Genomic DNA, 15,728 nt, shown 5'->3' on the forward strand with positions numbered 1-15,728 from the left:
TGTTCGTCATCATCCTGATGAATTTTACTCTTCCATGTCCTATCCGTAGCGTTTCAACTCATCCTGAGTTGGCGATCCCTTTCGCTCATTATCTTCCTGATAATAATGCCACCATCCATGTGTGTACGTTATCCATTTCGTACATTGTATTGCTCAGACATCTTGTCTTTGCAAATCTTATCCTTAAGTGTCGTCCTGACAATCCAATTCGCGTCTTGCGTCAACCCTAGTCATCCTAACTAGACTTCCTGTGAATCCTTCGAGCATCCTGCTCATGCCATCCTAGCGCTTCCATCCAATGTCGCTCTCCCTGTCGACATGAGATAATTTACCTTAATCTATTATTGAAACAATGTGCCGATATCACACTTTAAATAGTGGAAAACACCAATCTAACGCAAGCCATTGTTATTAATAACGATTACATTTTTGAGCACAAAAAATAGAGCAAAATAAACCTGCACGAATGGCAGATCTCTCACAAGCTGCTGAGCAAATAAGACAGAGACAAAAAATGGCTCTGAATAAGCGTTGAGAAAAACGGTTAAAACAACAACATAGCGACAATAAAAAAGCAGCCAGATGGCTGCTTTCTTTAATCTTTTATTACTGGTGATTAGTGCAATCCACCAACATATTGTGACAACGCATTAATTTCTTCATCACTGAGCTTCGCAGCAAGAGAACGCATCATCGCATTCATATCGTTGGCGCGATTGCCTGAGCGGAATTTCTCAAGCTGAAGTTTCACATATTCTGCATTCTGACCCGAAATCTTAGGGAAGCCAGATAAGCTAGTACCATTACCACGAGGACCATGACAAGCTATACAGGCAGCAACACCACGTTCAGCATCACCAAAACGATATAGCTGTTGTGCTACTTCAATCGACTCTTCAGAGGAAGTGTTATCTGAAATGGGTAAAGAAGAGTAGTAAGCAGCAAGATCTGCCATATCTTGGTCAGAAAGAGCCATGGTCATACCTCCCATGACAGGGTTATTACGTCCTTGTTTTCCTTCGGTAATCATTGCCAGTTTGTATTCTTTTAATTGCTTTTCTATGTATGCGGGGTGTTGTCCTGCCAGTTTAGGGTATTGCGGCATTGCGGCGGCATTACCATCTGTGCCGTGACAAGCTGCACACGTTACTGCTTTCGCCTTACCCGCTTCGATATTGCCTTCTTCTGCCATTGCCGAATAACTAGCAAGAAGGCTTAATATTAATATTAATTTCTTCATGACATTCCATTTATAATTATAGGGCTTCCACTATCACAAGTAATGCTTAAATACATAGTATACAATACGATCACAAACCAAGCTCGGTTTAACATATTTTATACAATTTCACATAAAAGTAATCAGTCGACTACATGAAGACTTGACGGAGTTAACAGTGAATCAACCTCTCAACTACAGAAATACAAGTTTTATCACAAGTGCACCGGATATTCGTCACTTGCCACAAGATGCAGGCGTTGAGATCGCATTTGCTGGTCGCTCCAATGCGGGTAAATCAAGTGCGCTAAACCGTATTACGGATCAAAAAAGCCTTGCACGTACTTCTAAAACCCCTGGCCGTACTCAGCTGATCAACATGTTTGAAGTTGTTTCTGGCTGTAACTTAATCGATTTACCGGGCTATGGCTTCGCACAAGTACCACTTGAAATGAAGTTAAAATGGCAAAAATCACTAGGTGAATACCTGCAACGTCGTGAATGTTTGCAAGGCCTAGTGGTACTAATGGATATCCGCCACCCAATGAAAGATCTCGACCAACAGATGATCAGTTGGGCAATTGAAAGCCGTTTACCAGTATTAGTTCTACTTACTAAAGCTGACAAACTGAAAAGCGGTGCGCGTAAAGCACAAGTGCTTAAAATTCGCCAAATGACTGCTGAGTTTGGCGGTGATGTGCAAGTTGAAGCTTTCTCTTCACTAAAAGGTATCGGTGTGGATCAAGTTCGTCGCAAGCTAGATGAATGGTATGCGCCAGAACTAGAGCGTCAACGCGTACTTGCCGCTGGTGATGATGAATTCCCAGAACAAGATGCTGAATAAGATTTAAATGCCTAGCTCTAAGGAAGGAGCTAGAAAAATTCCCCACCATCATGGTGGGGCAATGGGAGAGAAATAGGAGGTCGTTTTAGTTTTGTTCAACGAACATGAATTATTTCTCCTTACGACGCAATCCCTTCCCTTCAACTGGCTCCAGTTACACTAATTTTTGAGACTCTCCACTCGTTATATTGCTCTATCACAATATAAATGTTTCCTATCTTTACTTTCATTAGTACATTATTTTCTTAACAAAATAACAACGTAAAATGTTAATACGTTGATTTTTATTCTGGAAGTTTATTACAAACTCGTTTTCTTAAAAAATAGGCAAAAAAAAACCACTCCCAAAAGTTTAGGAATGGTTATTTCATGGATTTGTTGCTGAGTTGATAATCACACCAGCTCTTAACAGCAAATATGAACAAGAAGCTGTATTTAGTATAACGCCTGTTTTTATTTTTTAAAGTATTTACTCTAAAAAATCACTGAAATAATCATCACCACCGATGAAAAATGGATAATTAACAGGCTAAATGGCACGACAAAACCCTATTTAGTCTATTTATTGGTGATAAATAGTACAAAAGCGGGGGGATGTAATAAATAAGGAAAACAATAAAAGAGAGAGATGAAGCGAGGTGGAAAAGTTGACTAGCGCCCAATAAAAAACGCCCCGGTCCAAAGTGAGACCAGGGCGGCTGAATCAGCCAAATCCAATAACGTGAAACAAAAGGTCTGAAAGATAGAACATCTTACCTCTGTACCCTACGTCTGTAACTGTATATCAAATGTGCAGTTTTTGGAACCCCTTGATGTAGTTTTTTTTCACTTTGATGTAAGTAAATTTTACATTTCGGGTTTTATTTGGCGCTTATTTTTAACAAAAAAAATAGCCAGCTAATGGCTGACTATTTAATGATAAGTTTGATGATTACAACTCAGTCTTAGTGCGCTTGATCCCAGTTATCACCGAAACCAGCATCCGCAATCAATGGTACATCTAATGTCGCTGCCTGCTCCATCAATGCTTTTACTTCAGCAGTCACGGATTCAAGTGCTGATTCTTTCACTTCAAACACCAATTCATCGTGTACTTGCATTAATAAACGCACTTCATCTTGAGGTTGTTGCTGCACCCAATGATCAACCGCAATCATTGCGAGTTTAATAATATCTGCAGCCGTACCTTGCATTGGGGCGTTGATCGCTGCACGCTCAGCGGCTTTACGACGTAAGCCATTACGCGACTTAATATCAGGCAGGTACAAACGACGACCAAATAAGGTTTCAACATAACCTTTTTCTGACGCAGTATTACGGGTGCTTTCCATATATTCCAACACGCCTGGATAGCGTTCAAAGTACACGTTCATGTAATCTTGCGCTTCATTACGTCCCATATCTAGCTGCTTCGCCAAACCAAACGCACTCATGCCGTAGATCAAACCAAAGTTGATCGCTTTAGCACGACGACGTTGCTCACTGCTTACCTGCTCAATATCTAAGCCAAGGATTTCAGCAGCCGTTGCGGCGTGGATATCTTTACCATGACGGAAAGCATCCAGTAGCGCTTTATCACCCGATAAGTGCGCCATAATACGTAATTCAATTTGCGAGTAATCGACCGCTAAGATCTTGTAGCCACTTTGTGCGACAAACGCTTGGCGAATACGACGACCTTCTTCATTACGTACTGGAATATTCTGCAGGTTTGGATCGCTTGAAGATAGACGACCTGTTGCTGTAACCGCTTGATGGTAAGAAGTGTGAACTCGACCCGTTGCTGGGTTCACCATCTTAGGTAGTTTATCGGTGTAAGTAGATTTCAGTTTTGCAAGTCCGCGATATTCTAAAATCAACTTAGGCAATGGGTAATCAAGCGCTAACTCTTGTAACACTTCTTCATTGGTTGAAGGTGTACCTGATGGAGTTTTCTTTAGAACCGGTAACCCCATCTTTTCAAACAGGATCGCTTGCAGCTGTTTCGGCGAGCTTAAATTAAATTCTTGATCGGCAATTTCAAACGCTTTCTTCTCAAGCTCATCAAGACGTGCTGCAATTTCTGTCGATTGTGCGCCAAGCAACATACTATCGACATACACGCAGGTGCGCTCCATACGTGAAAGCACTGGCACTAATGGCATTTCGATAGTGTCAAAAACGTGCTTAAGCTTTTCGTCAGCTTCCACTTTTGGATATAACGCATTGTGTAAACGCAGAGTAATATCAGCATCTTCTGCCGCATAAGGGCCAGCTTGCGCTAAATCGATTTGATTAAACGTTAGCTGTTTTTTACCTTTACCTGCGATCTCTTCAAAGCTGATGTTCTTATGCTCAAGATAACGCAGAGCTAGGCTATCCATATCATGGCGGCCAACAACACTGTTAAATACATAAGATTCCAGCATGGTATCAAATACAATACCCTGCATTTCTATGCCGTAACGCGCCACAATACTGGCATCAAACTTTAAGTTCTGACCAATTTTGGCTTGATTTGGATCTTCAAGCAGCGGTTTTAATTGAGCTAATACCCAATCACGATCAAGCTGTGCTGGCGCATCAAGGTAATCATGAGCCACGGGTACATAGGCCGCTTTTCCTTCTTCAATGGCAAAAGAGACACCGACCACATTGGCAGTCATGTAATCCAAACCATCAGTTTCAGTATCAAAGGCAAAGGCTTTCGCTGCCTTTAGTTGTTCAAGCCATACGTTGAAAGCTGCTTCATCCAGAATGATTTCATAACCACTGCGATCAATAGTTGGAGCTACTGCTTTTTTCTCAGCTGGCGCATTGCCAGATTTTTCATCCGCAACTATACGACCATCGCTACCTTCTAACATTTCTGTTAGCCAACGACGGAACTGTAACTTACCAAATAACTCAGTTAGTGCATCAGTATCAGGCACACCTTTACGAAGTTCATCAGGTTTAACATCAAGCTCAACATCTAATTTGATCGTCGCAAGCTTGTATGACATGTAAGCGGCTTCTTTATTATCAAGCAACTTTTTAGCCATGGTTTTAGAGCCACGGAAACCCAATGGTGCAATGTCATCAAGGTTGTCATACAGCGCATCTAAACCACCGATACCGGTTAATAATGCTTTTGCGGTTTTCTCACCCACACCCGGTACACCTGGAATGTTATCCACTTTATCGCCCATCAGAGCAAGGTAGTCGATGATCAACTCAGGACCGATCCCAAACTTATCCACAACCCCAGCTGGATCCATCACTACATCTGTCATGGTGTTGATCAAGGTAATATTTTGATCCACCAGCTGCGCCATATCTTTATCACCCGTACTGATAAGTACCGGCATACCTTGCTGTGAGGCTTGGGTAGCTAGCGTACCAATCACGTCATCGGCTTCAACCCCTGAAATCGAGATCAATGGTAAGCCCATGGCTTTGATCACAGCATGTAGCGGCTCGATCTGACCACGAAGATCATCCGGCATTGGAGGACGATTAGCTTTATATTCAGGGAACATATCATCACGGAAAGTTTTACCTTTCGCATCAAAGATCACCGCAATATGCTCTGTAGAGAACTGGCGTAACATGCTACGCAGCATATTCACAACGCCATAAACAGCACCTGTTGGCTCACCGTCAGAATTGGTGAAATTGGGTGCTGCGTGGTAAGCACGATAAAGGTATGAGGATCCATCAATCAGGATCAATGGATTTTCTGGAATAGTTGCCATAGGGTTATTCTTATATCCAAGCGATAAGTCGTTCAAGTTAGCTCTATTATCGACCATATTAGGCGCTGAGCGACAGAAAAAATGCAATAACTCATAGAATGCCATGCCCTGAGGCAAGTGTTAACCAATGATTTCTACAACCCTTCCGTTTTCTGTGGATAACTTTGTTAGTATTTAATTTATGCCAGTTGATCGTTTTTTGCTTAATTTTAAAAAGTTAGAATGATTTTATTTGTTATCATGCACTTATGCGTTAACAGCAAATTAGATCCTCGATCCCAATTTGATCAATCATTGTGGAAAACCTTCTTTGGATAAACTTTTATCCCCTAATAATCCAATAAAAATCAGACGATTTGCTTAGTAACAATGCCAAAACGAAAGGAATTGCGGTAATTTTAAGCGAGTGAAGGCTTTTACAACGTGAGTTATCTGAAAATCTACCGTGGTATGGCGTTGATAAATGTTATGACGATCCTATCAATGCCAGTCATGCATCAAAGACGAAAAAACGATCAAACGAATAGAAAAGACTAAAAAAAGAAAAAGCGACGCTACGTAATGTGGCGTCGCTCAGCAGAAGTGGTGTTCGGTTATCAGCCCTACACTAATAACACGCTACCTTAGCTGTAGTACACTGGAAGCAATGTGAGCAATGTCGTGCCATCAAAGCGATATGATTATGTTCCATCCCTATCGCCTGAGTGCCTGTTAATAATAACCATTCTCAATTAACTTGCAAGTACTTTATTGAGAATAATTGTCATTTAGGCGTTATTTTTTAACCAGTGCTTTGCGAAAGTGTAAGCGATAATCGAGTACCCCTTCTTTTTTCTCTATATCTTCAATAAGATAGCCATTTCGCATTAATAATCTCACCATTGCAGGAAAGCGGTTTCTCGATTTAACCGTGAGTTGTTGATAGCCCTGATCAATAACCCAGGCTTCTTGTGTTTCTAACAATGCTTGTGCCACACCGTGCCCACGCCCTGCAGGCAATACACCACCGAGCCAGCTATAAAATACTTGCTTATCGAGCGCATAACCTATTTTCACTCCAACTAACTGTTGCTGGTTTTCAGCAACTAAGATCAAAGCAGACTTATTTGCTAAACGTGCCGTTAACTCTGCCAAAGAAATAGGAGCGGCAAATTCCACAATACGATGGAGCACTTCAATAGCTTCTTCGATGCTCGCTTCTCTTATCTGTAAATCCATGTTGTTCTTCTCCATCATTAAAGTGAAAAAAGCCGATCATGCGATCGGCTTTATTATCTTTATATTTCATCCCAACCATTATTGATTGGTTTTCACTGCCCCGAAAGGCTGTGGCGATACTGCGGTTAGTTTACCAATTAAATAATTGAGCAAGACACCGTACATCGGCACAAACAAACCTAAGCTGATGATCAATTTAAAGCTGTAATCCACCAGCGCGATTTCCGTCCAGTTTGCTGCCATAAATGGATCTGGGCTTTGGTAAAATGCAATGCCAAAGAAAGCAATGGTATCAATGGCATTACCAAAGATAGTTGAAGCCGTTGGTGCTACCCACCATTGCTTTAACTGACGTAGACGGTTAAACACTGACACATCTAAAATTTGCCCTAACAAGTAAGCCATAAAACTTGCGATCGCAATACGGGCAACAAACAGATTAAACTCACCTAAGTGGCCTAACCCTTGATATTCACCTTGGAAAAATACGACCGAAAGGACATACGACACCACTAAAGCGGGCGTCATGACGCGAAAAATGATCTTACGTGCCATGCCTGCTCCGAAAATGCGGACAGTTAAATCAGTAGCAAGAAAGATAAAAGGAAAAGTAAATGCGCCCCATGTGGTGTGATAACCAAATACGGTGAACGGGAGTTGTACTAAGTAGTTACTTGATGCGATCACCAAAAGGTGAAATAGCACTAAGTAGCCTAAAGCTTTACGTTGTTGTTGCGGAGTAAAAGAAGGTGTTGCGTTAGATTGAGATAAAGCAGTCGTCATGTGAGACCTTTTTGTCAATGGGGGGAGGGAACCCAAACATACTTTGTTGCCAGCGTTTTATCGCCAACAACGACCAGGTCGGCGATTATACAGAAACCAGCTTGCTTGCCTAGCTTTTGATCTTACCAGCGAGATTAATTTAATAAGCTCGCAATAAAAGTGAGTGTTTCTTCATCGTCATCACTCATGGCTTCAAGCCATAACGCCCCACTGTAATGCTCACCTTTTAACAGCAAACGACAACCTTCAAAATCAATCAGCCAAATATGTAGATCGGCATTGCTCTCTTTCTCCACCACAGTAGCATCAATGGCGAGTAACAAAGATTCTGCGATTGCATCAAAACTATCGAAATCAAATTCAGGACTTTCAATCGATAAAAAACGCGCGTCGCGATCAAACTGACGAATACCGAATACGTGACTTGTTACTGCTGTCATCATGACTCCTATTTATTGCTTTAAATAGCGGGTTTCAATCCTTGTTATCCCTTGATGTAACCAAGTGTTAATTAGCATTACAAAGGTTAAGGTTGCTCTAGTATTCCACTTCTTATCATGGTCTTATTAGGCTGCTGCTAGAGCACGTTATCGCGAGTCCCGTCGCATGACCTAGCAGTCCGGTGAAATGAATATTCCACCAAATACGCAAGCTGTTTTGTCGTGACCAAACACCCTATTAAGGCTGTTTCTTTAACGCATTCTAGCCGGGCTTACCATGAGCCCGGTTTTTTTATGCCTGTTTTTTGCTATTTCGCGCTTAATGCGGCTCATCAATAGCGAGTAAATGATCGCGGATCAAACCGAGAAAAACCTCACCATATTTCTCAAGCTTTCGCTGCCCAACCCCGTTTACTGCCAGAAAATCGCCGTTTGATGTCGGTAATCGCTCTGCCATTTCCATTAAGCTGGCATCATTAAATACCACGTATGGTGGCAGATCTTCTTCATCAGCAATGGCTTTACGCAACTTACGTAACTTGGCAAAAAGCTTTTTATCGTACTGACGATTCACCAACTTGTTCACTTTCATCGTACGAGCAATGTTATCAAGTCTAGGTACTGCGAGCTCTAAGCTGACTTCTGCACGCAATAAAGGACGGGCTTTTTCCGTTAGCTGCAACACCGAGTTACGACTAATATTTTGGGTTAAGTACCCTAAATGAATTAACTGGCGTAATACACTGACCCAATATTCATGGCTGTAATCACGACCGATGCCATAGGTGCTGAGTTTGTCATGCCCATGCTCTCGAATGCGTTGGTTTTGCATCCCACGCAGCACTTCCACAATATAGGTAATACCAAAGCTTTGCTGCACACGGTACACACAAGATAACGCTTTTTGCGCCACTTCCACCGCATTGAAACGCTTAGGCGGATCTAAACATACATCGCAGTTACCACACGGCTCATCACGGTGCTCACCAAAGTAATGCAATAACACCTGACGACGACAAGTTTGCGCTTCGGCAAAAGCGCCCATCGCATTGAGCTTATGTCGCTCAACATCTTTTTGTTGCCCTTCTGGCTTTTCATCTAAGCAGCGACGTAACCATGCTAAATCAGCAGGATCGTAAAACATTACCGCTTCAGCAGGTAAGCCATCACGTCCTGCGCGCCCTGTTTCTTGGTAATAGGATTCGATATTACGAGGAATATCAAAATGCACCACAAAACGGACATTGGGTTTGTTGATCCCCATACCAAAAGCAACGGTAGCCACCACAACATGAATATCATCACGTTGGAAAGCATCTTGCACATGCACACGCTCAGCATGCTCAAGCCCTGCATGATAGGCTTCAGCACGAATACCGTTGTCTCGCAACTTCTCGCTGATCTGCTCTACCTTTTTACGGCTATTACAATAAATGATGCCGCATTGGCCTCGCATACCTTCTATATAGCGAATGATTTGCGTCAGCGGCTTGTGCTTTTCCCATAAGGTGTAACGGATATTGGGACGATCGAAACTGCCCAAATACTCATGAGGCTGCGATAAGCCTAGGCGCTGAATAATGTCATGACGGGTGGTTTCATCAGCGGTCGCGGTAAGTGCCATCACGGGCAGATTATCAAACGACTGCTTAAGCAAACCTAACGCCGCATATTCAGGTCTAAAATCATGTCCCCATTGGGAAATACAGTGAGCTTCATCGACGGCAACCATTGCTAGCGGCACATCACGCAAGCGATCAATAAAATCGTGGGTTAACACGCGTTCCGGTGACACATACACCAGTTTCACGCTGCCAGCTTGCATCGCTTCAAACACAGCTAAAATGTCATCACGGCTCATGGTGGAGTTAATGTAAGCGGCAACAACACCATTGGCTTTGAGTTGGTCGACCTGATCTTTCATCAAGGAGATCAAAGGGGAAATAACCAAGGTTACTCCCTCTTTTAATAAAGCAGGGATTTGATAGCACAAGGATTTACCACCGCCTGTTGGCATGATCACCAAACAGTCTTCATCACGGTTAACGGCATCAATCACATCCTGTTGACCCACGCGAAATTGCTGGTAACCAAAAACATCTTGGAGAACAGATTCACAACAAGGAGCAGATAACGTAGAACAAGGTTCACTGTGACAAACGGATGACATGGTAAGGCTCTTGGCTAAACAGGGCGTTCATTCTATACCTAAAGCCCCCATTGATGCGAGGCACTAACTGGGCTATCAATGAAAAACGCAGCCCTGTTTTTCCCTAACCTTTTCTCCCATAATAAAAATAAATGCTGGAATAATCACCACCTCACTATATATACTGCTAAAGAATAAAATTTAACCAACTTTAGATTTGGAGTTTCATGGAAGATAACAACAATCTAGCAAAACGTGGCATCATTCTCGCTATTGCTGCCTACACCATGTGGGGCATCGCACCGATTTATTTTAAATCACTATCACAAGTCACTGCCTTGGAGATCCTGAGCCATCGTGTGATTTGGTCATTCTTTTTTCTCGCCCTGATCATCATCATCGGTCGTCAACGCCATCGTGTTAGCGCGATCTTAAAGCAGCCCAAAACCCTCTTTTTACTCCTCATCTCAGCTCTATTAGTTGGCTGTAATTGGCTTATTTTTATCTGGGCGGTGAATAATGATTATATTTTGGATGCAAGCTTAGGGTATTACATCAACCCACTGCTAAACGTGTTGCTTGGGATGCTTGTGTTAGGGGAAAGGTTACGCCCGCTGCAATGGGGAGCGGTACTGATTGCTGCCATCGGCGTGATTGCCGAGCTGATCCAATTTGGCTCACTACCATGGATAGCTTTTGCCCTTGCGATCAGTTTTGGCTTTTATGGTTTGCTTCGTAAGAAAATCAATATTGATGCCCAAACGGGTCTTTTTATTGAAACTTGCGTTCTGCTACCGCTAGCAGCCATTTACCTTATCTTTATTACTGATAGCCCTACAGCCAACCTTGACCAAAACCCACTGGATTTAAACCTATTACTTTTTGCCGCAGGTATTGTGACCACCTTACCACTGCTGTGTTTTACTGGCGCTGCCACCAAGTTGAAATTCTCGACCTTAGGTTTCTTCCAATATATTGGCCCGAGTTTGATGTTTATTCTCGCCATTTTTCTTTATCAAGAACCGTTTAAATTAGAGCATGGGATCACCTTTGGCTGTATTTGGTTCGCCCTGCTGTTGTTCAGTGTTGATGGTATTCGTACTCACCGTTTGCAGTCTTCTCAAGTGAAACGACACCGTAAAGTACCGTGATGTGAAAGATCATGTGATATGTATGATATATCTCTCATTTTTATTACCTAAACCTATAAATTTAAAGTATAAAATAGTGTTCAGTTACGTCATTTAGCCCACTCAGAAGGATCATCTATGCCAAGGTTTGCCCCACCTTTTGCCCTGTTATTGAGTGCTTGTTGTTTTTCATTACCTGTTTTTGCCAATGAAGCATCACAAGCCTCTGATAATATTGAGCCAGAACCAACCATTAGTCAGCAATCTCAGCAACTGGTGAAGGGTAAAGAATGGATGATCGCCACTGCTAATAAATATGCCAGCGAAGCAGGAGCTGATGTTTTAAGTAAAGGCGGCAGTGCAGTGGATGCGATGATCACTGCACAATTGATTTTAGGCTTAGTAGAGCCTCAATCGTCAGGTATTGGTGGCGGTGGGTTCTTGGTTTATTGGGATAGCGACAACAACCAAATGACAACCTTTGATGGTCGAGAAACCGCACCTTTTGCTGCCACTCCCCGTTTGTTTCAAGACAATCAAGGTAAACCGCTAAAATTCTATGATGCAGTTGTTGGTGGGCGCTCAGTCGGCACGCCGGGCACCATTAAACTCTTGTGGCGAAGCCATCAGCAATACGGCAAATTAGCGTGGAAGAGCCTATTTTTACCTGCGATTAAATTGGCAAAAGATGGCTTTATTGTCAGCCCTCGATTAGCGGCAATGATTGAGCAAGATGCACAGCATTTAAGTCGTTATCCAGCAACCAAAGCCTACTTTTTTGATAATGATGGCACCCCTATAAAAGCAGGCACTAAGCTAACCAACCCTGCTTATGCTAACACCTTACGCCAAATTGCTGATTACGGCCCCAAAGCGTTTTATCAGGGTGATATTGCCCGTGATATTGTCGAAGCCGTACAGCAAGAAGAAGGCAATCCAGGGGTATTAAATACCATGGATCTTGCCAGCTATAGCGTCAAACAACGAGAGCCTATTTGTGCTCCTTATCGTCAATATCAAGTGTGTGGCATGGGGCCACCAAGCTCTGGCGCACTGACATTAGGACAAATATTGGCAATGCTAAATCATTATCCGCTGGCGAAATTAGGCGCTGATAATGTCGAAAGCTGGCGCTTAATTGGTGATGCTTCACGCCTTGCGTTTGCCGATCGTGGTCGCTATATGGCTGACAATGATTATGTACCCATGCCAACCCGAGGCTTATTAGATCCAACTTACATAGCGCAACGTGCGGCATTACTACAGGGCAAGCAAGCATTAACCAAAGTAGAGCCAGGCTCGCCACCATGGGATCATGCGCAGAAACAAACGAGCAATGAAGCGATTGAGCTGCCATCGACCACTCATCTATCCATTGTTGATAAAGAAGGCAATGTGGTATCGCTCACCTCTACCATTGAAAACAGCTTTGGCTCACGTTTGATGGTCCGTGGCTTTTTACTTAATAACGAGCTCACGGATTTCTCATTCCGTAGCCAAATTGATGGTGTCCCTGTTGCCAATCGCATTGAGCCGGGCAAGCGTCCACGCTCGTCAATGACACCGACGATAGTGATGAAAGATAATCAACCGGTACTGACCATTGGCTCTCCGGGTGGCAGTCAGATCATCGGTTATGTCGCCAAAACGCTGGTCGCTTACCTGGATTGGGGAATGGATTTACAGCAAGCGATCAATCTACCGAACATGAATAACCGTTTTGGCACCTTTGAATTAGAGCAAAACACCGCAGCAACTGCGTGGGCACCGAAACTCGAAAAACTGGGTTATAAAACCCAAATCAAAGATCTGAATTCGGGTATTCAAGCCATTAGCATTGCTCCAGAGCAGCTCACCAGTGCCGCCGATCCACGCCGAGAAGGCAAAGTGATCAGCCGATAATCCCACGTATCCATCATCAAAAAATAACAAAAAAGCCCAGCCACGAAATGTGCTGGGCTTTGTTTTATTTAAGCGGTTAATACTCGCTTAACGCTATTTATTACATTGGTGTTAGCTTCGCATACTGGGTCACCAACCATTTAATGCCTTCACCATTAAACGCAACTTGCACACGACTTTGTGCGCCACTGCCTTCAAAATTAATGATGGTGCCTTCACCAAATTTTGGATGCTCAACACGCTGACCTAGATTAAAGCCCGTCTCATTGAAGTTGTTATTTACTTGCGCTTGGCTAAAACGACCACTGCTTGCAGGACGTGACACTTGCGCTTTCATACGCACTTCTTCTACGAACTGCTCGGGAATTTCACGAATAAAACGTGATGGTTTATGGAAATTATCTTTGCCATATAAACGACGCATTTCTGCATAGGTGATATACAGCTTTTGCATCGCACGGGTCATACCCACGTAACACAAACGACGCTCTTCTTCTAAACGTCCCACTTCTTCGGTGGTACGTGAACTTGGGAACATGCCCTCTTCCACACCAACCATAAACACAACAGGGAACTCTAGACCTTTGGCGCTGTGCATAGTCATCAGCTGTACCGCATCTTCAAAATCATCCGCCTGACCGTCACCCGCTTCTAACGCAGCATGGGCTAAGAACGCCGCTAACGGGCTCATGTCTTCGGCTTCTTCTGGGATCTCAAACTGACGGGTCGCGGTCACCAATTCTTCTAAGTTCTCTATACGAGCTTGAGCTTTTTCGCCTTTTTCTTGCTCATACATCGCACGTAAACCGGAGTTACGGATCACTTCGTCAGTTTGTTGGTACATTGGCAATTCAGCGGTGTCGTCTTCAAGCGCATTAATAAGCTCGATAAAACGACGCAGGGCATTACCTGCACGACCAGCCAATACTTGCTCTTCCAGCAGCGCAATACTTGCTTGCCACATGGTTAAGCCACGATCTCGCGCGGCTAAACGAATGGTTTCTAAGGTGCGATCCCCCAAACCACGGGTTGGGGTATTCACCACACGCTCAAAGGACGCATCATCGTTACGGTTTGAGATCAAACGCATGTAAGACAACGCATCTTTAATTTCTTGGCGTTCGAAGAAGCGCATACCACCGTAAATACGATACGGCAAACCTGCTTGAATCAATGCTTCTTCCAATACGCGAGATTGGGCGTTACTACGGTACAAGAAAGCCGTTTCGTTCAAGCTACCACCCTGATCACGCCACTCTTTGATTTTGCCCACCGCAAAGCGTGCTTCATCAAGCTCGTTAAACGCAGAGTAAAGTGAAATCGGCTCACCTTCACCGCCTTCCGTCCACAGCTTCTTACCCATACGCTCGTTGTTATTGGCGATAAGTTCGTTGGCAGCGTTCAAAATATTGCCTGTTGAACGGTAGTTTTGCTCAAGGAAGATCGACGACGCTTCGTTAAATTCATTTAAGAAACGTTGAATATTTTCTACCTTCGCACCACGCCAACCATAGATCGACTGATCATCATCACCAACAATCATCACATGGCAATCAGGCCCTGCCATTAAGCGTAGCCACGCAAACTGAATGCTGTTGGTATCTTGGAACTCGTCCACCAAAATATGCTTAAAGCGCGCTTGATAATGTTCACGAATATGCTTGTTATCACGCAATAACTCGTAAGATCGCAGCAATAACTCGGCAAAATCCACCATACCCGCACGATCACAGGCTTCTTGGTAAGCGCTATAAATACGCAGCCAAGTTTTCTCCACCGGATCGTTATAAGTCTCTACGTGCTTAGGACGTAAACCTTCATCTTTTTTGGCATTGATGTACCACGCAGCTTGGCGGGCAGGCCAATGTTTTTCATCTAAATTCTGTGCTTTGATCAAACGGCGCAATAGACGCATCTGATCGTCAGAATCAAGAATATTGAAATCTTCAGGCAGACGAGCATCAAGGTAATGGGCACGCAACATACGGTGACATAAGCCGTGGAAAGTACCATTCCACATCCCCGCGCTGGAGCCTTGCATTAACTCATTAATACGACCACGCATTTCTGCTGCCGCTTTATTGGTAAAGGTCACCGACATGATCGAATACGGTGACGCTTGCTCTACCGATAACAACCAAGCAATGCGATGAACCAGCACACGTGTTTTACCACTGCCTGCACCCGCTAGTACGAGGTGGTTACCCAACGGTGCTGCCACCGCTTCTCTTTGTTTATCATTGAGCCCATCTAATAGGAGTGAAACGTCCATCGCTATCTACTGGTTATTTATACAATGGTGACGATTATAACAGCACGAAAAAAGA

Annotated in this window: 11 protein-coding genes; 3 read left to right on the plus strand and 8 right to left on the minus strand. The window is 43.5% G+C overall.

Translation table 11 applies throughout. The annotated features are described in order from the left end of the window. Nucleotides 1-616 precede the first annotated feature (616 nt). Nucleotides 617-1,240: a c-type cytochrome gene (locus Q7674_RS21240; protein ID WP_045064480.1), complete on the minus strand. Its 624-nt coding sequence runs from the start codon at nt 1,238-1,240 to the stop codon at nt 617-619. A gap of 157 nt (nt 1,241-1,397) precedes the next feature. On the opposite strand from Q7674_RS21240, the gene yihA reads away from it, so the two are divergent. After that, a complete protein-coding gene (yihA, locus tag Q7674_RS21245; RefSeq protein WP_008985970.1) occupies nt 1,398-2,063 on the plus strand; it encodes a ribosome biogenesis GTP-binding protein YihA/YsxC in 666 nt (221 codons plus the stop codon). Nucleotides 2,064-2,766: 703 nt separating this feature from the next. Here yihA and spfP read toward each other — a convergent pair. The 6 genes from spfP to recQ all read right to left on the minus strand — a co-directional run bounded on the left by spfP (nt 2,767) and on the right by recQ (nt 10,390). Next, nucleotides 2,767-2,814, minus strand: coding sequence for a small protein SpfP (gene spfP, locus Q7674_RS21935; RefSeq protein ID WP_438616993.1), 48 nt, complete (start codon nt 2,812-2,814; stop codon nt 2,767-2,769). Between the two features lie 193 nt (nt 2,815-3,007). Further along, the gene (polA, locus tag Q7674_RS21250) at nt 3,008-5,779 is read right to left on the minus strand and encodes a DNA polymerase I (protein WP_305423295.1); all 2,772 of its coding nucleotides are present in this window, start codon (nt 5,777-5,779) and stop codon (nt 3,008-3,010) included. 774 nt (nt 5,780-6,553) lie between these two features. Then, nucleotides 6,554-6,997 (minus strand): GNAT family N-acetyltransferase, encoded by a 444-nt coding sequence (locus Q7674_RS21255; RefSeq protein ID WP_045064478.1) that lies wholly within the window; start codon nt 6,995-6,997, stop codon nt 6,554-6,556. A gap of 78 nt (nt 6,998-7,075) precedes the next feature. Next, the gene (locus tag Q7674_RS21260; RefSeq protein ID WP_023931314.1) at nt 7,076-7,780 is read right to left on the minus strand and encodes a 7-cyano-7-deazaguanine/7-aminomethyl-7-deazaguanine transporter; all 705 of its coding nucleotides are present in this window, start codon (nt 7,778-7,780) and stop codon (nt 7,076-7,078) included. Nucleotides 7,781-7,914: 134 nt separating this feature from the next. Continuing rightward, nucleotides 7,915-8,220, minus strand: coding sequence for a DUF3630 family protein (locus Q7674_RS21265; RefSeq protein ID WP_023931312.1), 306 nt, complete (start codon nt 8,218-8,220; stop codon nt 7,915-7,917). Nucleotides 8,221-8,539: 319 nt separating this feature from the next. Beyond that, entirely contained in the window at nt 8,540-10,390 is a 1,851-nt protein-coding gene (recQ, locus tag Q7674_RS21270; RefSeq protein ID WP_045064475.1) for an ATP-dependent DNA helicase RecQ, read from the minus strand. A 206-nt stretch (nt 10,391-10,596) separates the two neighbouring features. Here recQ and rarD point away from each other — a divergent pair, with 206 nt between their 5' ends. Together rarD and ggt are read left to right on the plus strand one after the other, a co-directional pair. Then, nucleotides 10,597-11,520 (plus strand): EamA family transporter RarD, encoded by a 924-nt coding sequence (gene rarD / locus Q7674_RS21275; RefSeq protein ID WP_305423296.1) that lies wholly within the window; start codon nt 10,597-10,599, stop codon nt 11,518-11,520. 117 nt (nt 11,521-11,637) lie between these two features. After that, nucleotides 11,638-13,401: a gamma-glutamyltransferase gene (gene ggt / locus Q7674_RS21280; protein WP_305423298.1), complete on the plus strand. Its 1,764-nt coding sequence runs from the start codon at nt 11,638-11,640 to the stop codon at nt 13,399-13,401. 100 nt (nt 13,402-13,501) lie between these two features. Here ggt and uvrD read toward each other — a convergent pair whose 3' ends face one another. Next, nucleotides 13,502-15,673: a DNA helicase II gene (gene uvrD / locus Q7674_RS21285; RefSeq protein ID WP_008985978.1), complete on the minus strand. Its 2,172-nt coding sequence runs from the start codon at nt 15,671-15,673 to the stop codon at nt 13,502-13,504. Between the last annotated feature and the right edge of the window lie 55 nt (nt 15,674-15,728).

Origin of the sequence: Photobacterium leiognathi, assembly GCF_030685535.1 — a bacterium.
Taxonomy (GTDB): Bacteria; Pseudomonadota; Gammaproteobacteria; order Enterobacterales; family Vibrionaceae; genus Photobacterium; species Photobacterium leiognathi.